The sequence below is a fragment of the Chitinophaga sp. genome (genome assembly GCF_036569185.1).
Classification (GTDB): domain Bacteria; phylum Bacteroidota; class Bacteroidia; order Chitinophagales; family Chitinophagaceae; genus Chitinophaga.
The window spans coordinates 1-15814 of sequence record NZ_DATCRD010000183.1; the positions used below are offsets into that span (position 1 = coordinate 1).

10 protein-coding genes are annotated in these 15814 nt (G+C 44.0%); 3 read left to right on the forward strand and 7 right to left on the reverse strand.

Annotation, left to right across the window (positions count from 1 at the left end; translation table 11 throughout):
- Positions 1-174 precede the first annotated feature (174 nt).
- A complete protein-coding gene (locus tag VIM72_RS13940; RefSeq protein ID WP_332003430.1) occupies positions 175-531 on the reverse strand; it encodes a hypothetical protein in 357 nt (118 codons plus the stop codon).
- A 251-nt stretch (positions 532-782) separates the two neighbouring features.
- Here VIM72_RS13940 and VIM72_RS13945 point away from each other — a divergent pair, with 251 nt between their 5' ends.
- Together VIM72_RS13945 and VIM72_RS13950 are read left to right on the forward strand one after the other, a co-directional pair.
- Positions 783-3968, forward strand: coding sequence for a ligand-binding sensor domain-containing protein (locus VIM72_RS13945; protein WP_332003431.1), 3186 nt, complete (start codon positions 783-785; stop codon positions 3966-3968).
- 1 nt (position 3969) lies between these two features.
- Positions 3970-4734, forward strand: coding sequence for a response regulator transcription factor (locus VIM72_RS13950; RefSeq protein WP_332003432.1), 765 nt, complete (start codon positions 3970-3972; stop codon positions 4732-4734).
- A gap of 91 nt (positions 4735-4825) precedes the next feature.
- On the opposite strand, the gene VIM72_RS13955 is transcribed toward VIM72_RS13950, so the two are convergent.
- From VIM72_RS13955 to VIM72_RS13965, 3 genes are all read right to left on the reverse strand, one after another.
- Positions 4826-6748, reverse strand: coding sequence for a RagB/SusD family nutrient uptake outer membrane protein (locus tag VIM72_RS13955; RefSeq protein ID WP_332003433.1), 1923 nt, complete (start codon positions 6746-6748; stop codon positions 4826-4828).
- 10 nt (positions 6749-6758) lie between these two features.
- Complete coding sequence (locus tag VIM72_RS13960) at positions 6759-10049, reverse strand: SusC/RagA family TonB-linked outer membrane protein (RefSeq protein ID WP_332003434.1); 3291 nt, start codon at positions 10047-10049, stop codon at positions 6759-6761.
- A 412-nt stretch (positions 10050-10461) separates the two neighbouring features.
- The gene (locus VIM72_RS13965) at positions 10462-11565 is read right to left on the reverse strand and encodes a glycoside hydrolase family 88/105 protein (protein ID WP_332003435.1); all 1104 of its coding nucleotides are present in this window, start codon (positions 11563-11565) and stop codon (positions 10462-10464) included.
- 651 nt (positions 11566-12216) lie between these two features.
- Here VIM72_RS13965 and VIM72_RS13970 point away from each other — a divergent pair.
- Positions 12217-13131 carry a hypothetical protein gene (locus tag VIM72_RS13970; protein ID WP_332003436.1) on the forward strand — a complete coding sequence of 305 codons (915 nt, stop codon included), beginning with the start codon at positions 12217-12219 and terminating at the stop codon, positions 13129-13131.
- A gap of 207 nt (positions 13132-13338) precedes the next feature.
- On the opposite strand, the gene VIM72_RS13975 is transcribed toward VIM72_RS13970, so the two are convergent.
- From VIM72_RS13975 to VIM72_RS13985, 3 genes are read right to left on the reverse strand one after another with little or no spacing between them, the layout of a single operon-like run.
- Entirely contained in the window at positions 13339-13962 is a 624-nt protein-coding gene (locus VIM72_RS13975; protein ID WP_332003437.1) for a DUF3347 domain-containing protein, read from the reverse strand.
- 49 nt (positions 13963-14011) lie between these two features.
- Positions 14012-14563: a DUF3347 domain-containing protein gene (locus VIM72_RS13980; protein WP_332003438.1), complete on the reverse strand. Its 552-nt coding sequence runs from the start codon at positions 14561-14563 to the stop codon at positions 14012-14014.
- A gap of 27 nt (positions 14564-14590) precedes the next feature.
- A complete protein-coding gene (locus VIM72_RS13985; RefSeq protein ID WP_332003439.1) occupies positions 14591-15808 on the reverse strand; it encodes an efflux RND transporter periplasmic adaptor subunit in 1218 nt (405 codons plus the stop codon).
- Between the last annotated feature and the right edge of the window lie 6 nt (positions 15809-15814).

Here is a 15814-nt window from a genome sequence, read left to right on the forward strand (position 1 = left end):
GATATTATTATCCAGCTAAAAGAACAACTGGAAGATAAAAAATGTACGGTTAACCAGATCACGCTGATACGTTAAATGCTATTAAGGCAAACCTGTTAATACAGGTTGTAAACTCTCATAAGATAAACTACTGGAATAAAAACAGCGCCTTTTTCAAAGCGCTGTTCCTTTTGCCTAGTACTCCTGGAAATCATAATACGAAGGGCTGCCGCTACCGCCGCTTACAGAAACCTCTACATAGGTGTTTGCATTGTCTGCTGCATTACAGTAAACCGGGTTGGATGGAGAAAGGAATCCATAGCCATTCGCGGAATATACAATGTAATTTCCTGAAGAAACATACAAGTAATTGCCTGACCAGCTTAAGCCGGGTATGGGGCCACCGCCGAAGGCATAAATAAAGTTCCATGCAAAAGCAGGGGCATGCAGAAGAGGTACAGATACTGGTTGTCTGAACGCGGAATTTGCTTTCATGCCAAAACCGCAGCTAAGGAGGATGGCAGCGGTCAAAAGTAGAGTCCTTTTGGTCATAAGATAATTTTTAGAAGGTTAATGTGGTGAAACTTTCTAAAAGTTAATGAGACTTTCTTTAACCGTTTCATCAATTTGTATCATATTGTCGATAATTTGTATCATTATAGATAAAGTAATCATGTGCTGCCTGGTGATTTCCTACTACAGTACAGCCTTTTAACGAATCGCACCCGCTCCGGCCGCTGATACAATTTTATTTAAAAGCCTGTAGGATTTTGATATCATTATTTATATTTGGCCCCAGAGTTATGAAATTCTCCCGTTATATTATTTTGCTGGGTTTACTGTTACAGGTTGCCATTTCTTCATGTTATGGGCAATATTATTTTAAGCACTACCAGGTAGACGATGGGTTGGTGCATAATGCAGTAACGGCTGTAATACAGGATAGCACAGGTTTGATATGGGTTGGAACCCGTGGTGGGTTAAACCGTTTCGACGGGTACTCTTTTAAGGCCTATAAAAATAATAACGATAAATTCGGCAGCCTGGGAAATGATGTTATCAATTGCATAGCCGAAGATAAAAACAGGATGATCTGGATAGCTACCGGCAAAGGTCTTTTTAAATATAACCCTTACAAAGAAGTGCTCACCGAGCTGGAAATCATTCCCAAAGAATATACAAACAATCTGGTAGTAGACAATGACAATAACCTGTGGTTTCTCATCCGGTTTTCCCTGTACAAATACATACAGGCAGAGAACAGGGTAGAGGACTTAAAAGTAAAGGCATCCTGTATTGCATTGGATTCAAATAGGAATTTATGGGTGGGAGATAGTGATGGTAATATTCATATCTATGACCCGCAGAAAAAGCCTGGAGCCAGGATAAGGATTGTGGATAAAAGTTTGCCTGCAAATGCCCGGTCTATCAGCAAAATATATCCCATCCATAATGATGAACTACTGATAGGTTGTTTTAAGCAGGGACTGAAAAGTTATCATACCAAAACCGGCAGCATCAGATCATTATCATTGAACGATGAGAAAGATAAAGACATATTTGTTCGCGACATTGCAGCAGGTAACGATGGCCAGTACTGGATTGCTACGGAGTCAGGTATTTATATTTACGACCTGGCCGCCAACAAAAGCATACACCTGCAAAAACGGCCAGGTGATCCTTACGCCCTGGCGGATAATGCCGTTTATACAGTATGCAGGGATAACCAGGGCGGTATGTGGGCCGGTACTTTTTTTGGCGGGTTAAATTATTATTCAAAGACCAATGCACGATTTGAAAAATATTATCCGGTGCCGGATGCTAACGCTATTTCGGGAAATGCGGTAAGAGAGATATGTGCTGATAGCAGCAACCACCTGTGGATCGGCACTGAAGACGCAGGTATTAACAGGCTGGATTTAAAAACAGGGCTATTTACCAACTATACAGCCACCGGCAAAAAAGGAAGCGTATCTTATCCTAATATACATGGCCTGCTTTCCTGGGGAAACCAGTTATTTATCGGCCCTTTTTTACAGGGGATGGAAGTAATGGATATGCGCACAGGTCTGGTTACAGACCGGTTTAAACTTATTCGAGATAAGAACGGAAGGGTAAGCGATTTCGTAATCTCCATCTACCGGACAAAAAACAATAAACTGCTGGTAGGTACCGCATATCGTAATGCCGGGTTATTTGAGTTCGATATACCACACAAAACATTTAGGCGTATCAGCCAGATACCTTACAACACCTACATTTACGATATATTTGAAGACTCAGAAGGAAATATCTGGACCGGCAGTGTAAAGGAAGGCGCATTTTATTATAACCCGGAAACCGGCCGGCACGGGAATTTACGTTTTGGCGATACCACTAAGGGAAAGACCATTAACGAATTTCCTGTGTACAATATTTTTGAAGACAGTAATCACGCGCTATGGTTTGCCACCACCGGCTCCGGGCTTATAAAACTGAACCGCGACCGGAAAGCCATCCAAAGATATACAACCGCAAACGGACTGCCCAGTAACGTATTGTACAGCATCCTGGAAGATAATTCAAAACATTTGTGGATCAGCTCTTCCAAAGGCCTTATTTGTTTTGACCTGCAAACGGAACAGGTGAAAGTGTACACACAGGCCAATGGATTAATAACGGACCAGTTCAACTATAACTCGGCGTATAAACATACCGATAATAAAATGTACTTCGGCTCTGTTAAAGGAATGATCGCTTTTGATCCCGCCCTGGTTAACCAGAAGGAACCAAGCCCGCCAACCTATATTACAGGCTTCCAGGTTAATAATGTAGAAGCCGTGCCCGGAGGGCATAACAGCCCACTTTCCAGGTCTGTTTTATACACAGACACGATTGTATTAAACTACGATCAGAACAATTTTAGTATCGAATTTGCCGCGTTGAACTTTTCATCGCCCAGAGCAACGCGGTACAAATACCTGATGAAAGGTATTGACCAACCATGGACCTATCTCAACACTAACCGCAAAGCCTATTTTACCGATCTCACCCACGGCACTTATGAATTTGTTGTACAGGCGGAAAGCAACACCGGAAGCTGGACGGGGAAGGAACGGCGACTGGTTATCAAAATTCTCCCGCCATTCTGGAAAAGTAACTTTGCTTATATTTTATACCTGCTGCTTTTAGGCACTATTATATTCATCACAGACCGTTTATACCGTAGATATCTTGAACATAAGAATTTACAAAAGCTGCAACTGTTTGAGCACGAAAAGGAGAAAGAAATTTACCAGGCCAAGATCGAATTTTTTACCAATATTACCCATGAAATACAAACCCCGCTTACGCTTATAGCAGGCCCTATAGAGTGGTTGAGCAGGAAATTCGACAAGGAGCCCGATGTCAGGAAAAGCCTTGAAATAGCTGAAAGAAACACCCGTCGTCTGAAAGAGCTGGCCAGCCAGCTGCTCGACTTCAGGAAAACGGAAGCAGACCAGTTCAGCCTGAATTTTGTAAAAACAGATATCGTCGGGCTGATCACCGACCTGGTAACGAGTTTTAAAGGACAGGCAGCCGCTAACAATATTAACCTGGATGTAACATTACCGGAAAAAAATTTTATGGCTTTTGTAGACAGGGAGGCGCTTATTAAAATATGCACCAACATAGTGTCAAATGCTGTTAAATACGCAGCTACCCGGGCTACGGTTAATATAAGCACAGTGAAAGACACCGATGAATATTTTACGATCAGGTTTAACAATGATGGCAAAGGCATACCAGAAGAGTTTAAAGACCAGATATTTGAGCCCTTTGTAAGGGTACGGGGAAATGATACGCCGGGGACCGGTATAGGACTATCGCTGGCCAAGTCGCTCACAGAGCTGCATAACGGGTCGTTGCGATTGATTTCCGGCGAAACTGATTTAGTTATATTTGAACTGCAATTGCCCATACACCAGAAATTTGAGTTTCAATTGAGCAGTTGGAAAAAGATAAAGTAGTATGACCGAAAGTATTCTTATTATTGATGACAATGAAGATATCCTGGAGTTCTTATCTGTAGTTTTGAGAGATTCCTACCAGTTGCACCTTGCCTCCAACGGTGAAATTGCACAGGCCGTTTTGGGTAGAGAAATCATTCACCTCATCATATCGGACATTATGATGCCGGGAATTGACGGGTTTGAGCTGTGCAGGCTGATTAAGTCCAATGTTGAATACTGCCATATTCCCATCATTTTATTAACTTCCAAGAACACGTATAAGGCGCACATCGAAGGACTGGAAGTAGGAGCGGACGCTTACATACAAAAGCCATTTTCATCAGAATTGCTGCAGGTGCAGATTGCCAACCTGCTTAAAAATCGCCGTAAAATAAAGGAGCATTTTGCCAGTTCGCCTTTTGAGGATGTAAGGGTAATGGCGCATTCAAAAACAGATGAAGCTTTTTTAAAGAAACTGGATGAATACATCAAAGCAAATATTAAAGACCCGAATATTGATATTGACATGCTTGCGGGGCATATGTTTATGAGCCGAACTACACTATACCGGAAAATAAAATCCTTATCTTCATTATCTCCAAAAGAATTAATTGACATCACACGTCTTAAAAAAGCGGCCAGTTTAATTGCCATGAATGAGTTTTCATTGTATGAAATTTCAAAGATGATAGGTTACAGCTCTCAAAGCCTTTTCAGCCGTAATTTTCAGAAGTATTTTAAAATGTCGCCCCTGGAATATTTTGATTCATTACCAAGGGAATAAGCATGTTGTGTATCTTCGCTCACCTGTAAAAAATAGCCAGGCGAAGCTCCTGCTTCGCCTGGCTATTTATAAGGCTGCTATTGGCATCGGCTTAATTTTTGTCTTCATCATCAACGGCATTTTTCCAATTGGTCCACATCTCTACACCGGGCGCATAGCCGTTATAGCCAGGATTCTGACGCAGTTTTCCATACAGGTTTGCATCGATGGCAGACTGGGGAATTGGCCAATAAATGTTATGTGGCGCTATGGTATAGGATCTGCCCTTCACTGTTATTTTGTTTTTGTTGTAATAGTTGCTGTAATGCTGTATACGCTGATACCAGTAATTGTTGTCCGACAGCGTATTCACACTATAGCTATTGCCCCATTCGTCCGGTTTACCGCTTAAAGCCAGGCTGTACGACATACGGCTTAGCTCCATATGCCGCCATTCTTCCATCCATAATTCACGGGCGCGTTCGTTGGCAATGTCGCCGATAGTAACAGTGGCGTATAATTGCTGGCATTTTGCTCTTTGTCTCACAATATTTACATCCGCTGCTGCGGCGGCCATATTCCCTTTATAAAACTGCGCCTCGGCGCGAAGCAGGTAGGTTTCGGCAAGACGATAACAGTACCAGTCGGCCGACCCACCCCTGTTATTATTACTTGCAGGATTGCCAATATGATCAGGATCATTTACAAAAACTTTATAGTGCGGCCAATCGAACCAGTTACGCACGGTATCAGAGCACAAAATTTTGTTGCCATTATAAAGTCTCAGGTTTTTGCCGAAATACAATGCATCTGAAGGATCATTATATTTCATAGAATCCATTCTTGCCCAGTTGCCTACGCGGCTGTTGTGCCGCAGATCAGCCGTATCATTAAGCCCGTTAACATTCCAGAGATCATGTTGTGCAAAATAGGTGGGGCTGATCATGGCTATACCACGGCCCACGGCTGAGTTATAATCCAGGTTGGCCCGGTAGGACCCGCTTGATGAAGCATAGCATTGCATAAATTTTCCTGCAGGCGAAACCAATGTGGAAATATTCCACATCGGGCCCCAGTTCCGCATTGTGCGCATTTTTATAGCAGCATCTGTATTGTCGCGGTTAGGCATTGCAAGAATGGCTTCTTTATTTGCCAGGATACATTTGTTCACAGGACGGTGAAGGTCCCATATCACGTTCCGCGTAATGTGCCAGGTACTTTCCATAGGGCTTTCAAACGTACCAAATGTAGTCGTCATTAATGAATAGCCTGAATTATTGATCAGGGTATCGGCCTGCGCAATGGCTTTATCCCATTGACCGGTAGCCAGGTAACATTTGATCAATAACTGCCGGCAGGCGCCTTTATTGATCATTCCTATATAAGCCATCGCAGACTGATCCGGCACCCATTGCACCGCATCTTCCATATTTTTGGTGATCATTTCTAAAATGGCTTCACGGCTGGTGCTCTTATAGTTTTGTTTTGGGGAAGATGGAATCCGGGTGATCAGGGGCACGTTGTTAAACTGAAAACATAAGGCAAGATAACGGAACGACCTGTGGAAATAGGCCCTGCCAATGTATTCGCGCTTCGTAGCTTCATCCAGCCCGGGAACTTTATCAATAAACGAGGTGATTGTATTGGCATACTTAATACCATTATAAGTTTCTCCCCAGAAGTAACTCATCATGTTTACATCATTCGTATACATCCCGTCGGTTGGAGTAAGGCGGGTGGCCACATCTGCAAAAATATTTCCATCATCTGTTTTCCCGGATACCGCCATATCAGATAACATATACTCGGTGTTGATCGGCACGGAAATATCCCTTGTTGTAATGTAGCTCCAGTAACTTCTCAAATGCTTGTCGCACATGGCTATGGCAGCATCCAGTCCCGATCTGGTGGTGAAAGTAGCTTCCGGTTCATAAAAAGACAAAGGATCAGGTTTAAGATATTTCTTACTACAGGAGGCGATCACTGTTGATGCAATCACCACGAAGAAAGTTTTTATTATATAGTTATTTTTCATGCGTAGAAGTTTAGAATGTCAGGTTTAATCCAAGCGTGTATATTCTCGGCGCCATATCACCGGTTTCTATGTCCCAGTAATTCCAGTTTTTATCTTTTTTCCAGACAGCCACATTGCGCACCGTAGCATATAATTTCAGGTTTTCGATCCCTGCCCGTGAAATAATTCTTTGCGGCATTTTATAACCAATTGTTACATTATCAAGCCTGATAAAGGAACGGTCAAATACCCTGTTGGGGGCGGCAACCCCGGAAGGGCCTCTCGCATCCAGCCGTCCAAAAAAATCGTCCGGCTTATCAAGCGTCCAGTATTTTTTGTCGTATGTGTTGGCATTGTACGTCACCAGCGAAACACTATTATCCTGGTTCAGGTAAGAAGTGCTCAGGCTCTTATGCCCCCAGTAAGAATAGATATTGAAGGAAAAATTGAAGTTCTTATAGGTGAAATCATTTCGCAACGACCACATAATGGGGGGAGTGGTCTGCCCCAGGAATTCCTTGTCATTATTATTATACACCGGCTTTGTGGTTCCGTCGCTGTTTTTAATATCATCTGCCGTGTAAGTGTTAGCTACTTTAGGATCACCGGGACGCTGGCCATATCTGGCAGCTTCAGCCGCTTCGTTCACCTGCCATATTCCTGTTACGCGGTAGTTCCAGATAGCGCTGGCGGGTTGCCCTATGAACCATCCGTTGGATATATCATCAGATTCTTTGGTAGCCACTACATTTCCATTTGCATCCAATACATCCTCATACCGGTAGTAAAGATGTTTGATCGTGTTTTTATATTTCGAAAATCCAAAGGTGGTATTCCAGCTGAAATCGGGCGTTTTTATATTTTGTGTGTTGATTGAAATCTCGAAACCCTTATTTTGTACTTCCCCTAAATTGGTAGTGATACTGGTGAATCCCGAGAAATCAGGCAGCGACTGACTCATGATCATATTGGTAGTGGGCATGTAATAGTAGTCGAGCGTAGTAGTGATCCGGTTATTTAAGAAAGCGAGATCCAGCCCTATATTATATGCAGTGGTTTTTTCCCATTGCAAATGAGGATTTGCCATACGGTCGATTCTCAGATAGTAGTACTGGATATAATTGCCACTGGCATCTACGTATCCCTGGGTGGTTGCGCCATTGGCAAGATTGGCCAGTGCGATATAGGGATTGGCCAGCGACCTGTTCCCATTTTGCCCGTACGACAAACGCAATTTACCGTTGCTCAATACATTCCATTTAAAGAACTGTTCATTGGTAAATGTCCAGGCCAGGGCTGCTGAAAAGAAGGTAGCCCGGGGGTTGGAAGTACCAAATGCAGAATAGCCATCACGGCGTACAGAGGCTGTTAGCATATAACGGTCATCATATGAATAGAACACGCGGCCAAGCATACCATCAGCTGTTTCATGGGAGTCGTCTGTATTAAAACTACTGTTAAGTTTATCGCCGGTGGAAGTTTCATGGAATCCCAGGGCATCACTTGGGAGAATGTTACGTGCATTAATAACATCGCTCCAATATTTCCGTTCTTCTGCCTCCTGGGCCAGGGTTACATTTACCTTATGCTTTTGGGCAAAGGTTTTTTCCCAGGTGATGGTATTGTTCAAAGACCAGTCGAAACGTTTTCCCCAGTTCCTGTCCACACCATGATTAATAGGCAACCAATCGGGATGCTCTGAGGATTCGAAATAGCGGTTATAATACCACTGGTACCTGGGAGAAACATTAAAGGAGTAAGTGATATTAAAAGGCAGTTTTACTTTCGCGGAAAGAATGGTGTTCAGCACAGTATAGCCTCTTTCCAGTTTCATATACTGTTTGTTGAAATCGAAGTTGTATCCTTTGCTGGCAGTCATTTCATCGCCCATAGGATGTATTTCCAGGTTGCCATCCTCATCCCTGTAAGAGGCAAAGGGACTGTTGTTGATGATCTGCGATCCCCAGTTAACGGCAATATTTCCATCGGAACGGTCCTGAAAATTCACATTGGCGCTGATATCCAGCCAATCAGTAACTTTACCCTCTACTTTTAAATTGGAGCGTACCGCCCTGTAATTATCACCTATTACTACTCCCTGGTTTGACAAATAACCGGCAGACAAGTAATAATTTATTTTATCACTGGCGCCGGAAACGCTGAGGTTATAATCCTGGTTAAAACCGGTACGGAAGCTATGATCATACCAGTCAAAGGTTTTGCCTTTCAGATAATTATCCAGGGTGGTAAATTGAAGCCCCAGCCGTTTTGCCCATATTTCGTTATCGGATGCGTTAATGGTGTTGGTGGAATAAGCTCTCCATTCATCAATGGTGATACCGTATTTTTTCAGCATTTCATCAGTAGGCTTTTCATAATATCCCAGTTTACCTGCTGTTGCCGACTCTGCTATATAAGGCTCATAAGCGCCTGTTGCTGAATTGACGCCGTAGGTAGCAGCCGTATACCAGTCCTGCCGGTATTGCATATAACCCTCCGGACCAAAAACTTTCCTGTTGGCAGCCATATCAGAAAGCCCGAAATTGGTGGTCAGGTTGATGGTGGGCTTTCCTTTCTTACCTTTTTTTGTAGTGATGATCAGTACCCCGTTTGCCGACTTTGCTCCATAAATTGCAGCAGCAGAGGCATCTTTAAGGATATCGATCTGCTCAATATCGTCAGGATTAATTTCAGATAATTCTCCATAGAAAATCATCCCGTCGAGGATCAGCAGCGGATCATTATGCCCGCCATCTGTATAAACCGAACGCTGCCCTCTGATCCGTATGGTGCCTCCTCCTTTTGCAGATGGGTCAAAACCTACACTCACACCGGGTGTTCCGCGTATGATGTCTTGCACTGTTTTAGGGTTCTCGTCTGCAATCTTGCCCGGGCGGATAGAAGTGATTGCCCCGGTGAGATCTTTTTTCTTCATGGTACCATAACCAATCACCACCACATTGTTCAGGTCGTTGGTAGCTTGTTGCAGTATAATAACCAGGGGTTTTCCATCTGGTGTGAGTTCCCTGCTGATATAGCTTACGTGCGACGCTCTCAGGGGCACTCCTTTGCCTGCCTGGATGCTAAAATTACCCGAGGCGTCCGTTTTTGCAATTACTGTTGTTCCCTTGGCGGCAATTGTAACGCCAGGTATCCCGTTACCCAGGGAGTCTGTAACCCTGCCCGTTACCGTTTGAAGCTGTGCATGGGTAAAAAAGGGGAACAGTAAAAATAATAAAGACCCGAGTAATCCAGGCAGCAGGCACCTCGGGCACAAAGAAGAGGGCTGGGTCTTCCTGGTTTTTGTATAGTTTTTTTCCATAATGATAATCGTTATCGCAGTGAAATTTATAATAGCATGTTTTGGTTATACAGATGGGATACCGTTCTGCCCATTAATGAGCGGATGGTTCATGATTGGCTGATGTAATGCTTCTTCATAAGTGGACACGCCTTTTTCCTTTGAGTAGCGGAAAACTGCATTAAAAGCTTTTCAAAGCTAACAGCATACTACACACCTGATTTACGTGGTCTGTCTTTGTGGAATCATTAATCTTACATTGCAGTACGAAGTAAAAGTTCTTTTTTCGTACGTTTTATTCAACTTTTTGTCGAATTATTCCAAAGTAAGGGAGCGCAAGGGGAAGCTATTAAATCACAGGTAAAGGGAAACAGGTTTCCAGGCTAAGCTGCTGGTGTTACAGCCACCAAAGGCTTAGCCTGAAATGATCCGGTTATTTACCTAAAAGTGCAGTGGCGCACCACAGGTAGGGTGCCTGCCCGTGAAGGTCGCCCGCATTACGTGGACGGTCGTGATAATATTGTTTATCGTTCTTTTTGCCTGTGCCAACACAAACTTCGGTTACGTTATTACGTGCATCGATATACGAAACCATTGCGGTCCATGCTTTCCGTGCTGCCGGAGCATACTCCGCCGCATTTAACCAACCTTGCTGAACACCTGTAATAAATGCGTAGGTAAACATAGCGGTGCCGGAGGTTTCCGCCCAGAAGCCTGCTTCGTCAATCAGCTGGTTCCACATTCCATTGGGTCTTTGGTGTTCTTTCAGGCTTTTCATCATTGTAAGATAGCCTTCCATAATACGTGGGCGGTCTTTATGATCTTCAGGCAGGTCACGAAGCAGGTTGGGCATACCTACAGCCATCCAGCCGGCTCCTCTTGCCCAGTAGTACGGAACATCAGGAGCGTGGTAGAAGAGCCCGTTAGGGCGTTGCAGCTCATTGAGGTAAAGCACCATTTCTTTTGCGGCCCTGTCAATATATTTACGGTCGCCGGTTACTTTATAGGCTTCGTTTTGCACCACGGTGATCATGTACATATCGTCGATCCATAAACGGGTTTGCCAGGAATATCCTTTCTCCGCCCAGGCTTTTTCATCGGGCTTGGCATCCTTTGGCACTTCCCACTGTGAATCGGCATAGGCCAGTCCTATTTTCTTATAACGTTCATCTTTTGTTACCTGGTAGAGTTTCAGGGCAATGCTGCCAAACATATTATAGTCCACATGATTCATAGGAGGCAGCAATGCTTTTTCCAGGCCGAAGAGCGGCTCAAATTTATCCCGCAAAAGCTGGATGAGTTTTTGGTCTTTTGTTTTTACAGCATAGTCCAAAGCGCCATTCCAGGCGCAAACTTCGGCATAGTGAATGTACTTCCCGGCATAGAGTTCATGTCTGCCATCTACGAAATGGTAGGCCAGCCTTTTGCCCACGTCGGTAGGGGTAGCTCCCTTTGGAAATTGGGTCAGAAGATTTTGCTGGGCAAACAGGAACTGAAAAGATATAATAGCCAGCAACGATAAAAATAATTTACTCATAACGCTTTTTTGTAGAACTTATTTAAATTTTAATGAATATTTTTAATACGATAGCAACTGTACCAATACTTTCATGCGCGGTTTTACCGGTGTTTACCGGGATCTCCCCAACCGTATTAGCGGCCTCAGAAGTATCAGTTCCGGGACAGGAATTCTGCGAAGAAATAAAATATCCTTTTTAAATTTTGTTCAGTTTTTTGTCGATTTGATCCGAAAAACGGGAAGGGGGATTGGTATGGGGAGCAGCATAAACGAGTGCTGTGCTCAATGCAGGTATTTATTACTCTCTGAAGTTTTAAAAGGTTAACGGCAATTATAGCATCTATTCATTTTGTTCATTATGACCATTTTAATTTGCGGGTTGTTTTTTTAAGGATAATCTGGTTAATTTTAGAAGATGCAGCGCTATATGCAACGATAGTAATAACTGCTCAGAAGCCTGCCGGTTGTTGGCAGCCGCATGGGCACCATCAGCTGTAGTCTGCTGCACTCAGAATAACCATTTAATAACTGTAATATGCTTCCCTCGCTAAAGCTACATTCCATCAGGGATCCACCCTGTCGTACCCGATCTGTAATCTGTTTAACCCGATAAATCAAATCTAAGCATATAAATCTATGGAAAGCCTGCAAATAATTAAAAGCACTGATATGATGGAGATCCAATTCAAAGCGATCGCGTTGGACGAAACAAAAGGTGCTGTCAGAAAACTATCAAAAGAAGATATCTTTCAATTAATAGATGTTCATGAGCCTTATTATGCCTTGCAGGATGTAAGTGCAGACGCCAATAATTTTGCAACTGCCAGAATAAGACCCGAGCAGCCTGTGGGGCATGAAATCCTTCCTGTAAGTGCGGCTGAAGCCTGCCGGCACCTTGCTATACTGGGGTCAGTATGTTGCGCATTGGTAAACCCGGTAAAACAAAAACATTATTACCTGGCACATGCAGGAACATATAGAAGATCCATGGAAAGGGAGTATTATGCAGCAAGCGAACTGATAGCAACAGCAGAATGTACTTTTTTCAGCAAAAGAAAAGCCACAATAAAAGCATGTTTACTGGACAACCAAAATCAACTCATCTGTGGAATAGATGCGACCTTTCATGTGCTGCACCACACCCTTTTTGAGCGCTTCTATGTCGACTTATACAGAGAGGTACCGGTCTTCGGGCAAAAAAATCCCTATTATCAGAAAAACCCGCTTTTTGATCTGTCATTTTCCGGTCCGTCGGCTTCTGCTTCTTTGGGCAAAATTCAGGATACTAATTGCGCCGGGCACTTCCCGCAGTTGCCTGCCCTGCCAGTGGCTATCCTGATGAATTCCCTGCTGGACCTGGCCACAGCCTATATTCATCATGTTACAGGAAACCACCTGTTGAAACTCTGTGTAAGGGAAATGACATTGTTGGCCGATAACCTGGGGCTTTCGGGGGAAACAGTAACATTGTATCTTAAACAGGAAGCGTCTTTGGATAACAGGTTCAGGCTTCGTTGTACGGCTGTATCAACCGGTAACAAAAGTATAGGCGATATAACAGCAATAATAGAAACCATAGCGTAATTTTGATGACAGCCTGCGCCTTCGGCGCAGAAATTGTCCTGGTGCTGGATTACGCGGATTATACTGATTAATTTGATTTTTGATTTTTATAAAAATAATGAAGCGCGATAAAAGCATATAATTACGTTTTATCTCCCCTTATCTCTCTAAAAAATAAATAAAATCCAGCTAATCAGTATAATCAGCGTAATCCAGCACCAGGACAATCTAAAGCGCCGAAGGCGCCATTACCTCCTTAACAGCTCCGCAGGTAGCCATTTCGCTGCCGAAATAGGGGTTCTTTATTTCTTTTGATTCACTCAGCCACAAGGCGCCTTTGTTATTGTTGTACATAGGGCAGTGATCATGGTACAGCGCCTGACCGCCACCAAAAGATTTTACAAGCGCATATACATCTTCGCTCATCTGTGCAAAGTGCTCACGCTGGTGCTCAATATTATTTCCGTTTTTGCTGATGTGCCCTGCATGCTCTTTCAGATCATCTTCATTTTCGGTATATAGTTGCTGCTGTTCGGATGTCATTACTGCCTTATCCACTTTTTCCATGGCTGCTGCCATTCCTTTGCCGCCATTGGCGGCTTCGCTGGCATTATCTCCAGCCAATGCGTTTTTAATATGCAGGTAATGATCTACTACCAGTTTTAAAGATGCTGCAGTGGCAGGATCTACATTTGTAAACTGAGGCTTTACTGCTGCAGCTTCCTGTTGCACGGCTTCGCCTGCTATGGCGGAACTGTCGTGTTCATGGCCTTCATGAGATGGATGACTGCTGTTGCAGGCAGCAAAAGTAATGGTGGCCATCGCTAAAGCGCCGATAATGATCCTTTTCATTTTTCTGTTTTTTGATGTTTAAAGAAATTTATGCAGGTTGTATTAAGCGTTATTGAATGGTTTCCTTTACTTCTCCGCAGGTCATCATCTTTTCACCGAAATAAGGATTCTGTATAGATTTATCTCCGCTTATCCAATAAGCTCCTTTATCATTCATCGCCATGGGGCAGAAATCAATATAGAGCCGGCCGTTAGTAAGACCGGATTTTTTTGCCAGGGAGATGAAGTCATTGCTTAATGCTGAATAGGCCGCCCGCTGAGCTTCCACATCAGCCGTAGCGGTGATTTTTGATGCATGTAAGCCGATAGATTCGCCGCCTGGTATTTCCCTGGCGCCTGTTGCAATAGCATTTCCCGCAAGGCGGGCTTCTTTAACATCTCCTTTTATCAATGCTGTTGTCAGGAGGGCATAGTGCTCGTATACTGCGTTCAGCTTATCATCTTTCAGCCGGACACCCGGTGCAGCCTCGGTTGCAGCCGGCTGCTGCTGATTAACGGAACCGGCAGTACTGTTTTCTTTGTTTGTCTTGCCGGTGTTGCATGCGGCGAGGAACATCCATGCAAATACCGGAGCTACGGCTACTTTTGTGAATTGTTTCATTGGTCTTGGATTTTTATATTGGTGAAATTACATTCCAGGCATACCGGCCATTGGGTCGGCGCCTTTTTTAAGGATATATTCGGAATACAGCAGGTAAGCCCCGGTTACAACTACGGTATCGCCCGCGTGTAATCCATCTGTAATTTCTACTACATCAAAATTTTCCATACCTGTTTTTACCATACGGGGCTCAAATTTTCCACGGGCTTTTCCGATCCACACATGAGCGCCTTTACCATCCCTGATAACTGCATCTACCGGTAAGCTCAGTACATCGCCTTTGCTTGTAACGGGCAATAGTATATTTGCCTGCAAACCGGGTTGCCAGCGGTTATCGGGGTTAGGAATACTTCCCCGCACCTGCATCAGCTGGCTGCCGCTCTGCAATGCCGGATTGATAAATTGTACGGTCATTTGCTGCGGCTCATTTTCCCATCCGGCAATAATGACTTTCACAGATTGTCCAACACGGATAGCAGCTGCTTCTGCGGGATACAGATCGGCTTCCACCCATAGCTGGCTATAGCCATCCAGCTGCATCACGGCGCCACCTTCCGGTACATATTGCCCCTCAGCGGCTGTAAGTGCCGAAACCACGCCGCTAACAGTAGCCGGATAGGTGACATAAGGATGCACCTTTTGAGCTTGTATCAACTGGTTGATATCGGCGTCCGACTGATCATACAGTGCCAGTTTTTGCCGGGCCGCTTTTTCGATCTGCCGGAAACGGGCATCATCCGGGAATTGCTTTACCTGTGCCACTGCCAGCAGGTATTCCTGCTGAAGGGAAGCCAATTGCTCAGAGTATATTTTATACAAAGGCTGACCTTTGCTCACCTTCACACCGGTTTCTTTTACATACAGCGCTTCTATCCTTCCAGGTACCCTGCTGGAAATAACAGCAGACTTTTCCGGATCTGTTACCAGTCGCCCATTCAGCTGCCTGAAGTTGGATAATGCACCAGCGCCGATTACCGTAGTAGTGATGTTAGCCAATGCTATCTGGCTTTCTCCCAGGGTAAGAGAAGCTTCTTTATTATTTTTATCAAATGGTACCAGGTCCATACCACATATGGGGCAGGCGCCTGGCTTATCCTGCACTATTTGCGGGTGCATAGGGCAGGTATAGGTTTGCTTCTTTTCATCTGCCATTGTTTTTTTACCTGCTTCCTTACAGGCAGCCAGTAATACTGCCGGCGTAAGCGAAACAAACGCAACTGCTTTTAAAAAACTTTTTCTTTCCATATTGCT